Origin of the sequence: Olleya sp. Hel_I_94 (assembly GCF_007827365.1) — a bacterium.
Classification (GTDB): Bacteria; Bacteroidota; Bacteroidia; order Flavobacteriales; family Flavobacteriaceae; genus Olleya.
In genome coordinates, this window is the sequence record NZ_VISI01000002.1 from 1,880,399 (window position 1) to 1,895,075 (window position 14,677).

The 14,677-nt window shown below is 32.4% G+C and carries 13 protein-coding genes and 1 tRNA gene; 4 read left to right on the plus strand and 10 right to left on the minus strand.

All coding sequences use genetic code 11. The annotated features are described in order from the left end of the window. The first annotated feature begins 52 nt into the window (after nucleotides 1-52). Nucleotides 53-550, plus strand: a complete 498-nt coding sequence (locus JM82_RS11650) for a DUF456 domain-containing protein (protein ID WP_145004001.1) — start codon at nucleotides 53-55, stop codon at nucleotides 548-550. A 246-nt stretch (nucleotides 551-796) separates the two neighbouring features. Here the strand turns inward: JM82_RS11650 and JM82_RS11655 are convergent, their stop codons facing one another. The 10 genes from JM82_RS11655 to JM82_RS11700 form a co-directional block, all read right to left on the minus strand. Continuing rightward, the gene (locus JM82_RS11655) at nucleotides 797-1,474 is read right to left on the minus strand and encodes a response regulator (protein WP_145004004.1); all 678 of its coding nucleotides are present in this window, start codon (nucleotides 1,472-1,474) and stop codon (nucleotides 797-799) included. Nucleotides 1,475-1,477: 3 nt separating this feature from the next. Then, nucleotides 1,478-3,487, minus strand: coding sequence for an ATP-binding protein (locus tag JM82_RS11660; RefSeq protein ID WP_261375368.1), 2,010 nt, complete (start codon nucleotides 3,485-3,487; stop codon nucleotides 1,478-1,480). A gap of 113 nt (nucleotides 3,488-3,600) precedes the next feature. Beyond that, nucleotides 3,601-3,780, minus strand: coding sequence for a hypothetical protein (locus tag JM82_RS11665; protein WP_028283267.1), 180 nt, complete (start codon nucleotides 3,778-3,780; stop codon nucleotides 3,601-3,603). 423 nt (nucleotides 3,781-4,203) lie between these two features. Then, nucleotides 4,204-4,277: transfer RNA gene (locus JM82_RS11670), tRNA-Asp, on the minus strand. A 76-nt stretch (nucleotides 4,278-4,353) separates the two neighbouring features. Continuing rightward, the gene (locus tag JM82_RS11675; protein ID WP_145004007.1) at nucleotides 4,354-5,283 is read right to left on the minus strand and encodes a DUF58 domain-containing protein; all 930 of its coding nucleotides are present in this window, start codon (nucleotides 5,281-5,283) and stop codon (nucleotides 4,354-4,356) included. Then, nucleotides 5,283-5,828 (minus strand): ClpP family protease, encoded by a 546-nt coding sequence (locus JM82_RS11680; protein ID WP_145004010.1) that lies wholly within the window; start codon nucleotides 5,826-5,828, stop codon nucleotides 5,283-5,285. Before JM82_RS11680 ends, JM82_RS11675 begins: the two co-directional genes overlap by 1 nt. Nucleotides 5,829-5,980: 152 nt before the next feature. Further along, complete coding sequence (gene trxA, locus JM82_RS11685) at nucleotides 5,981-6,337, minus strand: thioredoxin (RefSeq protein ID WP_261375478.1); 357 nt, start codon at nucleotides 6,335-6,337, stop codon at nucleotides 5,981-5,983. Nucleotides 6,338-6,495: 158 nt separating this feature from the next. Further along, nucleotides 6,496-10,887: a DNA polymerase III subunit alpha gene (gene dnaE / locus JM82_RS11690; RefSeq protein WP_145004017.1), complete on the minus strand. Its 4,392-nt coding sequence runs from the start codon at nucleotides 10,885-10,887 to the stop codon at nucleotides 6,496-6,498. A gap of 150 nt (nucleotides 10,888-11,037) precedes the next feature. Further along, nucleotides 11,038-11,487 carry a ferritin-like domain-containing protein gene (locus tag JM82_RS11695; RefSeq protein WP_145006768.1) on the minus strand — a complete coding sequence of 150 codons (450 nt, stop codon included), beginning with the start codon at nucleotides 11,485-11,487 and terminating at the stop codon, nucleotides 11,038-11,040. Nucleotides 11,488-11,678: 191 nt separating this feature from the next. Then, nucleotides 11,679-12,371, minus strand: a complete 693-nt coding sequence (locus JM82_RS11700; RefSeq protein WP_145004020.1) for a DUF6252 family protein — start codon at nucleotides 12,369-12,371, stop codon at nucleotides 11,679-11,681. A 143-nt stretch (nucleotides 12,372-12,514) separates the two neighbouring features. Here JM82_RS11700 and JM82_RS11705 point away from each other — a divergent pair, with 143 nt between their 5' ends. From JM82_RS11705 to JM82_RS11715, 3 genes are all read left to right on the plus strand, one after another. Continuing rightward, entirely contained in the window at nucleotides 12,515-13,018 is a 504-nt protein-coding gene (locus JM82_RS11705) for a 30S ribosomal protein S16 (protein WP_145004023.1), read from the plus strand. Between the two features lie 68 nt (nucleotides 13,019-13,086). Next, a complete protein-coding gene (gene rimM, locus JM82_RS11710; protein WP_145004026.1) occupies nucleotides 13,087-13,617 on the plus strand; it encodes a ribosome maturation factor RimM in 531 nt (176 codons plus the stop codon). Nucleotides 13,618-13,691: 74 nt separating this feature from the next. Continuing rightward, the gene (locus JM82_RS11715; RefSeq protein WP_145004029.1) at nucleotides 13,692-14,405 is read left to right on the plus strand and encodes a tRNA1(Val) (adenine(37)-N6)-methyltransferase; all 714 of its coding nucleotides are present in this window, start codon (nucleotides 13,692-13,694) and stop codon (nucleotides 14,403-14,405) included. Nucleotides 14,406-14,677: the final 272 nt, after the last annotated feature.

Sequence of the window (14,677 nt, forward strand, 5' to 3'; positions counted from 1 at the left end):
ATAAAATTGTAACAATATTTCTTTTAATCAGTCTTATTAATAAAATAAAGAAATGGATATCTTATTTAGCCTGTTAGGTTTAATGTTTATATTATTTGGATTGGCTGGCAGCTTATTACCTATTATTCCTGGTCCTCCATTAAGTTGGATTGGCTTATTGTTTTTATATATGACTACAGCTGTACCCAATGACACGACTTTTTTAGTAATTACAGGTATTGTAGCTATAGCTATATTTACTTTAGATTATTTTATTCCTGCAATTGGTACCAAACGATTTGGTGGTAGTCGATCTGGAGTCATTGGAACAACTATTGGATTATTTATTGGCTTATTCTCGCCTATTCCAGGAGGCATAATTATTGGTCCATTTGTTGGTGCTTTTATCGGTGAAAAATATAATAATGCTAATAATAATCAGGCACTAAAAGCTGCGTTTGGATCGTTTTTAGGATTTATAACAGGAACCTTATTAAAGTTTATAGTAGCTATTGTATACTTTGGATATTTTATTGCTACGTTTTGGGAATACAAACACCTAATGGTATAAAAAGATAAAGCAACATCCTTAAATGTTGCTTTATAGTGTGTAAATGTAAATGCTATTAATCAAACAGAAGTTTGAAGGGAATGATTAACTTTATACTAAGTTATATAGCAAATATATATAATCTTACATTTACCTATTGTGGTTAAAACCACAACGTTACTGTGGTTAAAACCGCAAGTTTTAGTAATACTAAGTTGTTTGAAAGATTTTTGACAGCTAAAAAAAACTAAAATTTAACATTTAAATTTAAATATAGCCTTTCTCCTTAGCTATGCTTATAAGCGTTTCGTCCTTACCATCATCCACAATAAATAATTCTTTAAGATTTTTTTTACGCTTTTCAATTGCACTTAATGTAATGCCTAAAGGCTCTACTAAATCTTTTGTCCTAATACCTAATGACAAATAGTAAAGCATTTTGTGATTTATCTCATCCACTTCAATAGGATTAAAGATGCTTCGTTTAATAATAGTATTTATTGTTCCTGTATAAAATGGCGGTTTTGTTTGTATAACCTCAAAAGCACTAGCTAACTCGCTTGATGTTAGATCACTTTTAATTAAAAACCCTTCAGGATTTATTGTTTTAATTATATTATGTATTCTGTAAACCTCGTTAAACATGGTTAAAATAACCACTTTAGCTTCTGGTTGTGTCTGCTTAATATGTTTGGCCAAATCTTCTCCAGATTTATAAATACCATCTGAGGATTGAGGTATACTAATATCAAAAAAATAGATATCGTAGGGTTTTCCAATACTTTTTGATTTTTTTATTGCAGCTAAAGCAGAGTCACAGTCCGTAGCAATATCAATTTCTAATATTTGATTTTCTTTTTTAGTAGCTAATAATGTGTGTTGATAACCTTCAATAATCATTGGGTGATCATCAACCATTAATATTTTTAATACTTTACTTTCCATAGGTTAATTATTAATTGTAGGGACAATAATTATAATTTTAGTTCCTGTATTTTCATGGCTTTTTATTTTAAGCTCGCCATTAATTTCTTGTATTCTATCCTCTATATTTTTTAATCCAATGCCTTTTTTAGCTTTATGTGTATCAAACCCTTTTCCGTTATCCGAAATGCAAAAAACTAATGCATTAGCTTCCATTTTAAATGAAATATCCACCTTAGTTGCTTCAGCATGTTTATATGCATTTTGCATTGTTTCTTGCAAAATACGATACAGGTGAATTTTTACTTTATTATTTAATGCATCCCAATCAATACTATCGTCGCCATAAAAAGTGTACTCTATTTTATAAGCATTCATTTGTGCATCAACCAACGTCTTGACAATATCCAAAAAACCAGATTGTTTTATAAAGTCGGTATTTAGCTCATGGGATACTTTACGGATGTCTTCTTCTATATTTTTAAGCTCGCTTATATAATAGCTTCTTTTGTCAATAGCCTCTTTATTTACGCTTAAATTTAGACCATCCAAACTAAGTCTTACTCCAAAAAGTTTTCCTAATATACCATCATGAATATCTTTAGATATTCTATTTTTTTCTAAACTTCTTGCTTCATCAATTTTATCTTGCTGAGATAACATGAGCTTGTATATCTCCTCATTAGCTTCTTGCTGCTGTCTTTCTAACTGTAGTTCTTTATTTTTTTCACGTTGGGTTTTAATAATGTACAGAAAAAACAATGTAAATAATAACCCTCCAGAAACAATAAGTAACCACAAGCGCTGACGTGAGATTTGTTGATTTTCTTGTTTAATTTCTTCCGTTTCATAATCAATTCTCATAAATTTATTTCGACTTGATCGTTCTGCAAAAAGCAAACTATCATTTAGTCTAATATGTTCAAAGAGATATTTTTTAGAAGGTTCACCTTTTTCAATTTCAGACTTTATATAAAGCGCTTTTAAAATAGTCTTATTATGCTTTAACTCTTTACCCAAAGAATATGCTGTAGTAGAATATATCGCTGCAGAATCAAGTTGATTAATGGTTTTAAAATAGTCTGAAAAATTAAGACTAACAGACATCTTTATATTTTTATCTGAAATGGAGTCACTAAGCCTAAACGCTTGTCTATAAAGGGTTTCAATTTCTTTATTAGAATCCTTACCACGCAAAAATTTAGAATACGCCAAATCGTTTATTACATAAGCATAAGTCGAAGCATCCTCTGATAACAGTTTACTACTTTCTAAAATTTGATTGTACTTATCAATAGCAAGATTGTAATCCCCTTTTTTTCGATAAGTCGAAGCTATATTTACGTTAGAATAGATTTTGTAGAAATAATTATCCTTTAGTTTATTACTACTATTAATCGCTTTGTTGTGATATTCTATTGAGTTATCATATTGCTGAAGCTCTCCTGATATTATACCAATAAGGTTATATAAGGACCATTCTGTATCTACATTATAGTCGTTTTTTTGAAGTTTATCAACAACATTTATGGCCTTAATTACATTATTTTGTGCTCCAATATAATCTCTTTCAGACTCTTGGATATTTGCCATATTTAATAAAACAGCAGCATAATTTTTAAAATCTTCTAACTTATCGTAAAGCTTAACTGCGTTAAAGTAATAATAATAAGCACTATCTACTTTTTGTGTTTTACCATAAGAGTAGCCTAGATTATAGTATGCATTTGCTATTGATACCGAATCTTTTATTTTTTTAGCAAGAGATAAATTATCAAGATTTATTGATTTGATATTATCTATTTGCCCATCAATAATGTATAAAAAAGATAAGACCCTTTGACTATTTAATAAAGTAGAATCACTATCAGTTTTAGCAGATAATGTAATTGCTTTTCTAGCATAGATAATTCTATCTTCCGTAGTTATTTGGTCATTTTTGGCTAAGTTTCTGTAATAGTATATTGAGTCGGAACTCTGACTAAAACCTAGACTAGCAAAAAGTAGAATTACTAATGGAAAATATTTTATCAATCTATTTACAAAATTAAGGTAAAACCAAATTTAGGATAAAATAGATAAATATAGGTATACATAGCACTGATAATTTTTCAATGCTTAAAACACTATGCCAATAAAACAATAGACTATCCTTGAGATGGTACCTTATCTTTTTTGATACCATTAGTTGCAAGCAACTTAATATCTACTTTTTTAACTTCAGTATTAGAATTTTCTTTGTTTGGTGTTGTATCGTTTAAAGCGCTTACTCCAGTTAATAATACGATAGAAAAGATTGCTACTAATGTAATTTTTAGGGATTTCATAATAATAATTATTTAAGGTTAATTTTGAGTTATATATTAATTTTAAAATTTAAATATACTAACAGTAAGCTAATACTATAGCTTACCAAAATCACACACTAATTATTTGTATGTCCAAGAAGATTAATTAATTAGCTTTAATAGAGGTAATATTTGAGGGAAACTTTTAAAGCCCGACGAAAATATCATAACATAGAGTAAAAGTAGTAAATAATTCGATGAAAAGCAAATAACATAGACGAAGTGTCCTAAAACAAAAAAGCATCCCAATTTTCTAGAAGAAAAAAGGAAAGCTTTCCATCGGTTCAAGCTATTTGACTAGCTTTCTACCAGTTTGATAGACTACTACATCTATCAAAACAACACAACTAAATTTTATTGCCAAAAAAAGCTCCGATAAATCGGAGCTTTTAGCAATTTTCGCGGTCTGGACGGGATTCGAACCCGCGACCTTCGCCGTGACAGGGCGACATTCTAACCAGCTGAACTACCAGACCGTTGCGTTATTGCGAGTGCAAAGATACACTTCTTCATCAATGTCGCAAACTTTTTTTCACTTTTTTTTTATTTTTTTTAAATAAATTTTTCGCGCTCGATCATATACGTAGTCAAAATTTTGTCAAACGCCTGATTTACATCAGCATTAACGTATTTAATCTTGTATTGCAGACATTTCATTTTTAAATCATTAAAATAATTTAAAACTTCGTTTTTATAATTATCCTTGACTTGGTCTGCATATAAATTGACGTAGTCTCCAGTTTCTATATCAATAAACTTTTTGGGCTTATTATTAAAATCAAAAGCAACTTCCTTATTTTTATCATGCACATGAAACAAAACCACCTCATGCTTATTATGTTTTAGATGTCTTAAAGCTTCAAATAACTTCTCTTGATTTGTTGAAGCCTGAAACATGTCTGTAAACACAAATATTAAAGAGCGTCTGTGTATCTTCTCTGCTATTTGATGCAAATACACATAGGTATCTGTTTGTCTAGTCCTAGGGTCTGCTTTAACAGCTTCTTCCAATTGATGGATTAGCATTTGATGATGACGCTCGCTACCTTTTTCTGGTGCGTAAAAATCGTATGCATCACTATATATGCTTAGTCCTACAGCGTCTCGCTGTTTTTTTAAGATATGCATCAAAGCTGCTGAGGCTAACGCAGAAAAAGCAATCTTATTTAAAGTTCCTAAAGCGTAGTTGTCCATTTTTGGATAATGCATAGAACTACTATTATCCAAAATAATATGACAACGTAAATTAGTTTCGTCATCATACCGTTTGGTATACAGTTTATCTGTTTTAGCAAATAGCTTCCAATCTATATGACGTGTACTTTCACCTTGATTATAAATTTTGTGCTCTGCAAACTCTGCAGAAAAACCATGAAACGGACTTTTATGCATTCCAGATATAAAACCCTCGACCACTTGTTTTGCCAAATGTTCGAGGTTTTTAAATCCACCTGCTTTATTAAGTTCGTCTTGTAGTTTCATTACTCAGCTATACCATCAACAATACCATAAGCAACAGACTCATCTGCTCCCATCCAATGGTCACGATTAAAATCTTTCATTACTTTATCATATGTTTGACCACAGTTGTCTGCTAAAATATGAGCACTTAGCTCTTTTGTTTTAACAATTTCTTGAGCTGTAATTTCAATATCACTTGCTTGACCACGTGCACCACCACTTGGTTGATGTATCATGACTCTTGCATGTGGTTGAATAAAACGTTTTCCTTTTGCTCCAACAGATAGTAATATTGAACCCATTGATGCTGCTAGTCCTGTACATACTGTAGAGACGTCACTTTTTAAACTTTTTATGCAATCGTACATTGCAAATCCTGAGGTTACATAACCACCTGGACTATTAATGTATAATGTAATATCTTTTGTATCTAAGCTATCTAAATACAGCAATCTATCTATAACATGCTTTGCTGATTTATCATCTACCATTCCCCAAAGAAACACTTTACGCTCTTCTAAAAGCTTAGCATCAATAGCATCTTGTACTTTTATTGTTTTACTCATTTTTTATAATTTTGATCGTTTAAATCTTAAAGTTTAATATCACTATACAAATAAAGCCTTTAATTTATTTAGACATTTATTATAGTTTCAACTAAAGTAAAAAAGGTTTGCCATTACAGCAAACCTTTTATCAATACTTTAATAACATTGACTTATAATAAAGCGTCTAATGCTTCAGCGTAAGCTGTTTTTGGTGCTACACCTACCTGACGTCCTACTACTTCACCATTTTGAAATACTAAAACCGTTGGGATGTTACGTACACCATATTTTGCTGCAAATTCTTGATTTGCATCTACGTCTACTTTTCCTACGATGGCTTTACCTTCATACTCAGTACTTAATTCATCGATGATTGGTCCAACCATACGACATGGTCCACACCAGGCTGCCCAAAAGTCAACTACTACAGGCTTATCGCTTTTTAATACTGTTTCTTCAAAGTTTGCATCTGTTATTTCTAATGCCATAATATTATGTTTTAATTGTGTTTTACTACGTGTTAATATGCAATATTAGTCAAAAATATTGCCAAAGCTTACAACCAAACAATTTGTTTTAACTATTACTGCATTGGTTTGGCTTATGCTAGAATGAATTACAATTTAATCCTATCTAGACTTTTACTAAATTAAGGTTTTAACCTTTACAATTTACAAAAGTTTTTTTATTGATTAATTAAATAATGAATCTGTTGCTCTTGTAACTCATTTAACAACTCATTAGTCACTTTAATTTTTTGTTTTCTACTTATCATGGTTAGCTTAATTTTATCTCTATTGTCATAGACTAAAAAGTTTAGTGCATGATTACCTGGATGCATGGAGATTAACTCTTTTAAATACTGAATTTTCTCTGCTTCCAACTCTTTAATATTTAGCTGAATTGATATTTTACGGACGTTTTTTTCCATAACATCGTGCAGCAATTGAAAACTATTAAATTGTAATCTAGGTTCACTTTTTTTACCAGTATCTCTATTAACCCATCCTTCTCTAACAAATGCTTTAACATGAACAAATGTGTTTTGTAACAAAAAGGGACGATGTTTTAAATACTCTTCTCCAAATACCCTAAACTCAAAGGTGTCTGTATAATCTTCAATAGTAAATAATGCCCAACCTTTACCTTGTTTACTAACACGATGTTGTACATCTGTTACTACTCCTCCAAAGGTAATTTCTTTGTTAACATGCGGATTAAGATCATGAAAATCAGAAATTTTACCATTACAAAACGATTTCATTTCTGTTCTAAAATCATCCAAAGGATGCCCAGAAATATAGACACCAACCACCTCACGTTCTCTGGACAATTTTTCCATTGTTCCCCAAGTTTCGCACTCTGGAATAATAGGTTCTTCAATTTGCACATCGCTCTCACCTCCAAACAAACTAACTTGTGCCGAATTTTCGTTTTCCTGATGCTTAGCACCATATTTAATTGCTTTTTCCAAAAAGGTCAACTCGCTACCATCTTTAAAAAAGTATTGTGCACGATGTGTGTCTCCCAACTCATCAAATCCACCTGCAAGCGCTAAGTTTTCAAAAGCTTTTTTATTAGCTGCACGTAAATCTATACGTTTAGCTAAATCAAAGATTGACGTATATGGTCCATCTTCATTTCTATTATTAACAATAGTCATTACTGCACCATGACCAACCCCTTTGATGGCTCCCATACCAAATCGCACAGCATTGTCTTTATTTACTGAAAATTTATAATAAGACTCATTAACATCAGGACCAAGTACTGGTAACTTCATACGCTTACACTCGTCCATAAAAAAGGTTACCTGCTTAATATCATTCATATTATTAGACAGTACAGCAGCCATATATTCTGCTGGATAATGCGCTTTTAAATATGCTGTTTGGTATGCAATCCAAGCATAACACGTCGAGTGGGATTTGTTAAAGGCGTAACTTGCAAATGCTTCCCAGTCCTTCCAAATTTTTTCTAACTTTTTAGGGTCGTGTCCCTTTGCACTAGCTTGCTCAACAAATTTTGGTTTCATTTTATCCAAAACCGCAATTTGTTTTTTACCCATTGCTTTACGCAAGACATCGGCTTCACCTTTTGTAAAGTCTGCCAACTTTTGTGATAAAAGCATCACTTGCTCTTGGTATACTGTAATTCCGTAGGTTTCTTTTAAGTACTCCTCCATTGCTGGTAAGTCATACTCAATATCCTCATCACCATGTTTTCTGCGTACAAAACTTGGTATGTATTCCATTGGACCAGGTCTGTACAGTGCATTCATTGCAATTAAATCGTCAAAAACGGTAGGTTTAAGATCCTTTAAGTGTTTTTGCATTCCAGGAGATTCATATTGAAAAACACCAACTGTCTCTCCACGCTGGAAGAGTTCATAGGTTTTAACATCATCCAAAGGAAAAGTGTCAGGATCTAAAACTATACCATGTTTAGCCTTCACAATTTTTACAGTATCCTTAATTAAGGTTAACGTTTTTAAACCCAAGAAATCCATCTTAAGTAATCCTGCATCCTCTACTACAGAGTTATCAAATTGGGTTACATATAAGTCTGAATCTTTTGCTGTAGATACAGGTACAAACTTAGTAATGTCATCTGGTGTAATAATTACACCACAGGCATGAATACCTGTATTTCTTACAGAGCCTTCTAAACTTCTAGCAAGGTTTATTGTTTCGGCTTCTAAATTATCACCTTCCGAAATATTAAAAAGCTCGTTAATTTTTTCCAGATCTTCAGCTCTAAACTTTTGGCCTAGTTCCTTTTCATTTAAACCAAAAATCTTTTTTAATTTAGACATGGTCGGAATTAACTTCGCGATCCTATCTGCATCAAAAAGCGGTAAATCTAATACACGTGCTGTATCTCTGATACTACTTTTAGCAGCCATAGTACCATAGGTAATAATTTGTGCTACTTGATTACTTCCATATTTATCTATTACATAATCCATGACACGACTACGACCTTCATCATCAAAATCGATATCAATATCTGGCATACTTACACGATCCGGATTTAGAAAACGCTCAAAAAGTAAGTTATACAATAAAGGGTCAATATTTGTAATCCATAAACAGTAAGCTACAACAGATCCTGCAGCACTACCACGTCCTGGACCAACCGAAACATCCATTTTTCGGGCTTCGCGTATAAAATCTTCTACAATTAAGAAATATCCAGGATATCCAGTATTTTCAATTACTGAAAGTTCAAAATCTAATCGTTCAATAACCTCATCGGACAGCTCTTCTCCATAACGTTTTTTAGCTCCAACATAGGTTAAATGCCTTAAAAAAGCATTTTCTCCTCGTTTTCCTCCATCTACCTCATCATCGACATGTTTAAACTCGTCTGGAATATCAAACGCTGGCAATAATACGTCTCTAGCAAGCTCAAATCCTTCAATTTTATCTACAACTTCTTGGATATTTGTAATTGCTTCAGGAATATCTCTAAATAATGCCTTCATTTCTTCTGAAGACTTAAAATAATATTCTTGATTTGGTAAACCGTATCGGTAACCACGACCTCTACCTATTGGTGTTGATTGTTTTTCGCCATCTTTAACACACAATAAAATATCGTGTGCATTAGCATCGCTTTGTTTTCCGTAATAGGTATTATTAGTTGCAACAAGCTTAATATTGTGTTGATTAGCAAACTTGATTAACGTTGGGTTTACACGATTTTCGTCCTCTTGATCATGACGCATAAGCTCTATGTACAAATCGTCTTGAAATAAGTCTTTCCACCAAAGCAACGCTTCTTCCGCTTGACTTTCTCCAACATTTAAAACCTTACTTGGCACCTCACCATATAGGTTTCCTGTCAAGCAAATTAAGTCTTCGCGATACTGCTCGATTAATTTTTTGTCAATACGTGGTAAATAGTAAAAACCATCAACAAACGCATGCGATGACAGTTTAGCTAAATTGTGGTATCCGTTTTTATTTTTAGCAATTAGGACAATTTGATACCCATTATCCTTTCTAGTTTTATCTGTATGGTCTTCGCAAACAAAAAACTCGCATCCTAAAATCCCTTTTATTTCTTTGGCTTTAGGTGTTTCTCCTCTCGCTTCTGCTTCTGCATTTTTAGCTTTTACTGCTCTGTTATGACCATTAATAGCCTTTACAAAATGGAAGGCTCCCATCATGTTTGCATGGTCTGTAAGTGCTACTGCAGGCATATCTTGCTCTGCTGCCAAATCAACCAAATCAGTAATACTAATAGTAGATTGTAAAACTGAAAATTGCGAGTGATTATGTAAATGAACAAAATCTACAGATTGCAGATCTTTGATGTTTTCTTTAATTTCGGCAGAAGAAATCTCGTTTGTATTCTGCTTTTGTAATTGCTCTTGGATTTTAGCACTTTCCTTTTTAAGGTTAATATGCTTTAATCCAATAAGCTGTATGGTTTGCGGATTAGCCTTATTAAAATGCTCAAAATACTCTGGCTGAACGTCTAATTGCTCTTTTGTATATTTTTTTAATCTTATTAACTCTAAAAAGCAACGTGTTGTCGCTTCCACATCTGCTGTTGCGTTGTGCGCTTCTGCAAAAGGCTGATCAAATAAAAACTGATGCAACTCTGTTAAAGTTGGCAACTTAAATTTACCATAACGTCCACCTGGAATCTCGCATAACTCTGCAGTCTGCTCTGTACAAGTATCTAAAACCGGAAGTTCTTGCAATGGGTTTTCTACGCTTTCGCGAACAAATTCCGCTCCCATAATATTTAAATCAAACTTTACATTTTGACCGACTACATACTTGGTTTTACTAAGCGCAACATTAAATTTTTCTAAAACTTCAGATAACGGAATCCCTTGTTGTTGAGCTAATTCTGTAGATATACCATGGATTTTTTCAGCATCATAAGGTATATTAAAACCTTCTGGTTGTACTAAATAATCCTGATGCTCGATACAGTTACCCATCTCATCATGTAATTGCCAAGCAATTTGAATACATCTAGGCCAATTATCTGTATCTGTAATTGGTGCATCCCAACGCTTAGGTAATCCTGTGGTTTCGGTATCAAATATTAAGTACATGTTGTGATTTCTTTGAAGTTTGTGCTGAAAAATACGAGCCTATAAAAGTACGTAGAATTTATAATTCTTTAAAGCGAATTAGCAAACAGTTGTAAACAAAAAAAAAGCCAACATGTAAATGCTGGCTTTTTTTATTATATAATTATGCATTTATGAGACTAGCTCTTCATGCACTTTTTCGGTATTAATTGCTGCTTGGATTGCGTTTCTATGCTTAGCAATTAAGCTATCTATGGTTGGTGGCAAATTATTTTCTTTTAACAATTTGTCATATTCCTCAAGACTTGCTTCCTCACCTTTAATTGCTTCTTCTAAGATTGCTTCTTCATTATTTGAAGTAAAGGTTGATTTTAAGCTCATCCAATTTCTGTGCATGGTTCCTTTAAAACTTCCAGAATCTTCAGGAATTTGTCCATATTGCAAGATTTCGGTTCTTAGTTCTTTTGCAAACGCGCTACGCTCTGAGGCACGTCTTTTAAAAAACATTTTTAATTCATTGTTATCTACGTTATCAATTGCATTTAAATACCCTTTTTCGGCATCATAATTTTTAATTAATAATTCGTTTAACTTGTTTGAAATTTTTTCGCTGTAGTTCATAATATCTTTGATCATTTAAATTTCAATATTTTTTTTAAAGATGCATATTGTTTGACATCTACAATTACAATATAGCACAAATGACAGCTGTTGTCAAGCGATTTAACAGGGTTTGTGATAGCCTTAAGAGTATTTAACAAAAAAAAAGCCAACGCTAATGCGTTGGCTTAAATATTATAATTTAAAGGTGATTAATTAGTACAATCTCCTAAATCATCTATTAAGTCTTGTATCGATCCATCTGTATCACCACATTGTTGCTTTTTATTCTCTAATGCAGTTTTATAAAAGTTACATACTTGCGGATAATCTGCAGACATAATATCTACTGCTTCGTAATTAGTTTGAGTGGTCAAAGCTACTGCTGTTGCATTTTGGCAAGCCACTAAAGGATCTATCGATACTACGGTTCCGATGCTTAAAATTGGCACATTATAAAAATACCCTTTATTAAAATTTTCTGTTTGTGTACCAGAACTATCAAATACGTTAAAAGTAAACGTTCCCGAAACGGTTCTTTCAATAATATTAAAATCAGAAATATTTATTTTACCATCTGCAGGATACACTTGTAAATCTGGGTCAGGCACGTTATTAGTTGAATAAAAATCACCAAACTCATTTTCATAAGTTGCAGATGATGTTGTATTTCCTAAAAGGTACAAAGTCTCGGCAGTATCATTTGTTTTAAGTATTATAGTCTCTAAACCTCTAATACCAGTAATTGTTAAATTTCCTGAGCCATCAACATTAGCTCTATAGGTTGTTGCTTCCCATAACTCGCCATCATTATATCCTATAAATGCAGGATTATTAAAGACTAGATCCTCACTACAAGATGTCAAGGTTAATAATACAACTAATAAAATTGTTATTTTTTTCATTATCGTTACTTTTATACAAGACCAAAAATAGAATAATTTATTTTATTTGACAGATTTACTTTAAAAAGTTGAAAATTAAAAAAATATAGTATCTTTGCAGCTTATTAATAATAGAGGTCGCGTACCTTACAAATTAATTATTTATGCCAGTAAAAATTAGATTACAAAGACACGGTAAAAAAGGAAAACCTTATTACTGGATCGTAGCAGCAGATGCTAGAGCAAAAAGAGATGGTAAATACCTAGAAAAATTAGGTGCTTACAATCCAAACACAAACCCAGCAACTATCGAAATAAACGTTGATGGAGCTGTACAATGGTTACAGAATGGTGCACAACCAACTGACACAGCAAAAGCAATTTTGTCTTACAAAGGTGTTATGCTTAAAAACCATTTAGCAGGTGGTGTTAGAAAAGGTGCTTTAACAGAAGAGCAAGCTGAAGCAAAGTTTACAGCTTGGTTAGATGAAAAAGCAAGTAAAGTAGAAGCTAAAAAAGACGGTTTATCAAAAGCGCAAGCTGATGCTAAAACTAAAGCTTTTGAAGCGGAAAAAGCAGCTAATGAAGCTAGAATTGCAGCTAACGCTCCAGTTGTAGAAGAAGCTCCTGCTGAAGATGCAAAAGCATCTAACGAAGAAGAAGAATAAAAATTAATTTTTATACTTTTAAACTCCGATAATTTTTATCGGAGTTTTTTATGCAAAAAACTTTTGTTATGGATATTAAAGACTGTTTCTTTTTAGGTAAAATTGTTAAAAAATATAGTTTTAAAGGCGAGCTCCTTATAAAACTAGATACTGATGAGCCTGGACTTTATGAAAACTTAGATTCTATGTTAATAGATTTACGTGGTTCATTGGTTCCGTTTTTTGTTGAAAGCTCTCAATTACATAAATCTGAATTACTTCGTGTAAAATTTGAAGATGTCGATACCGAAGCTGATGCTGATAGTTTAATTAAAAGCAACATATACTTACCACTAAGCGTTTTACCAGAATTAGAAGATGATAAATTTTATTTTCATGAAATAATAGGTTTTAAAGTTGAAGACAAAAACTTTGGAACTGTTGGTATTATAAAAGCGGTTAATGACAGTACAGCACAATCCCTATTTGAAATTGACAGAGATGGTATTGAGATTTTAATCCCAATGAATGATGAGTTTATTTCTAAAGTGGATAAACCAAACAAAACTATTTTTGTAGATACTCCAGAAGGCTTGATTGACTTATATTTAGAAGATTAATTTTTTTGCACTGAATTTATTTAAGCATCACATCAAAACTAAAGAGATCCTCAATACATTTAGGATAACGCCATATGAGCAAGCCTTTTAAATTTAAACAATTTACTGTACAACAAGACCAATGTGCCATGAAAATTGGTACTGATAGCGTTTTACTTGGTGCTTGGTCACCTTTAGACACCAACCCATTTGCTATTTTGGATATTGGTGCAGGCACAGGTATTTTAGCTTTAATGCTTGCACAACGTAGCAACGCACAAGTAATTGATGCTTTAGAAATTGACGAACAAGCGTATGAACAATGTGTTGATAATTTTGAAACTTCGGTTTGGGCTGATCGCTTATTTTGTTATCATGCCGATTTAGCTGAGTTTACAGAAGAAATTGAGGACAAATACGACTTGATTATATCCAATCCTCCATTTTATGCTGAGGATTACAAATCTGACAACACGCAACGTGACTTAGCACGTTTTACAGATGCCTTACCTTTTGATCATTTAGTTGCTTGTACTGCTCAACTATTGTCTGAAACTGGTATTTTTACGGTTGTTATTCCCTTTAAAGAAGAAGCTCATTTTATAGACCTAGCGTCTAAAGTTAATTTGTTTCCTAATAACATCTTACATGTTAAAGGAACGCCTACTTCTGAGGTTAAAAGAAGCTTGCTAGTGTTTTCTTTCCGCGAAAGCGACATTAAAACTGAGACTTTGATTATTGAAACCTCAAGGCATCAATATACTGATGATTATATTACGTTAACTAAAGAGTTTTACCTTAAAATGTAGTGGATTGCATTGCTTTTGGATGCTGTTTACTTTTTTAAGTGGGATTGGATCCTAAAACTAGTTAAGGAGGACTTGGTAAGAGGTTTTTTTTATGCTATTGTGTTTGGTGGTCTGTAAGAGACCCTTCGACTGCGCTCAGGGAGACATTGATTTTGCTAGAAGTTTTAGTTGCTTTTTTATAGATTTTATTGTTTCGGGATGACGTGGTTTGCGTGGCTTTGTTTTTACTATTAGGTTTGATTTGTTACTCTAAGGATTTGTGCTAAAATGCT

Coding starts and splice junctions, on each gene's coding strand:
- JM82_RS11675 (WP_145004007.1), bottom strand. CDS start 5,283: ATGAAACTACAAGACGAACTTAATAAAGCAGGTGGATTTAAAAACCTC.
- JM82_RS11680 (WP_145004010.1), bottom strand. CDS start 5,828: ATGAGTAAAACAATAAAAGTACAAGATGCTATTGATGCTAAGCTTTTA.
- JM82_RS11705 (WP_145004023.1), top strand. CDS start 12,515: ATGCCAGTAAAAATTAGATTACAAAGACACGGTAAAAAAGGAAAACCT.
- JM82_RS11665 (WP_028283267.1), bottom strand. CDS start 3,780: ATGAAATCCCTAAAAATTACATTAGTAGCAATCTTTTCTATCGTATTA.
- JM82_RS11655 (WP_145004004.1), bottom strand. CDS start 1,474: ATGGAAAGTAAAGTATTAAAAATATTAATGGTTGATGATCACCCAATG.
- JM82_RS11700 (WP_145004020.1), bottom strand. CDS start 12,371: ATGAAAAAAATAACAATTTTATTAGTTGTATTATTAACCTTGACATCT.
- JM82_RS11695 (WP_145006768.1), bottom strand. CDS start 11,487: ATGAACTACAGCGAAAAAATTTCAAACAAGTTAAACGAATTATTAATT.
- rimM (WP_145004026.1), top strand. CDS start 13,087: ATGGATATTAAAGACTGTTTCTTTTTAGGTAAAATTGTTAAAAAATAT.
- dnaE (WP_145004017.1), bottom strand. CDS start 10,887: ATGTACTTAATATTTGATACCGAAACCACAGGATTACCTAAGCGTTGG.
- JM82_RS11715 (WP_145004029.1), top strand. CDS start 13,692: ATGAGCAAGCCTTTTAAATTTAAACAATTTACTGTACAACAAGACCAA.
- JM82_RS11650 (WP_145004001.1), top strand. CDS start 53: ATGGATATCTTATTTAGCCTGTTAGGTTTAATGTTTATATTATTTGGA.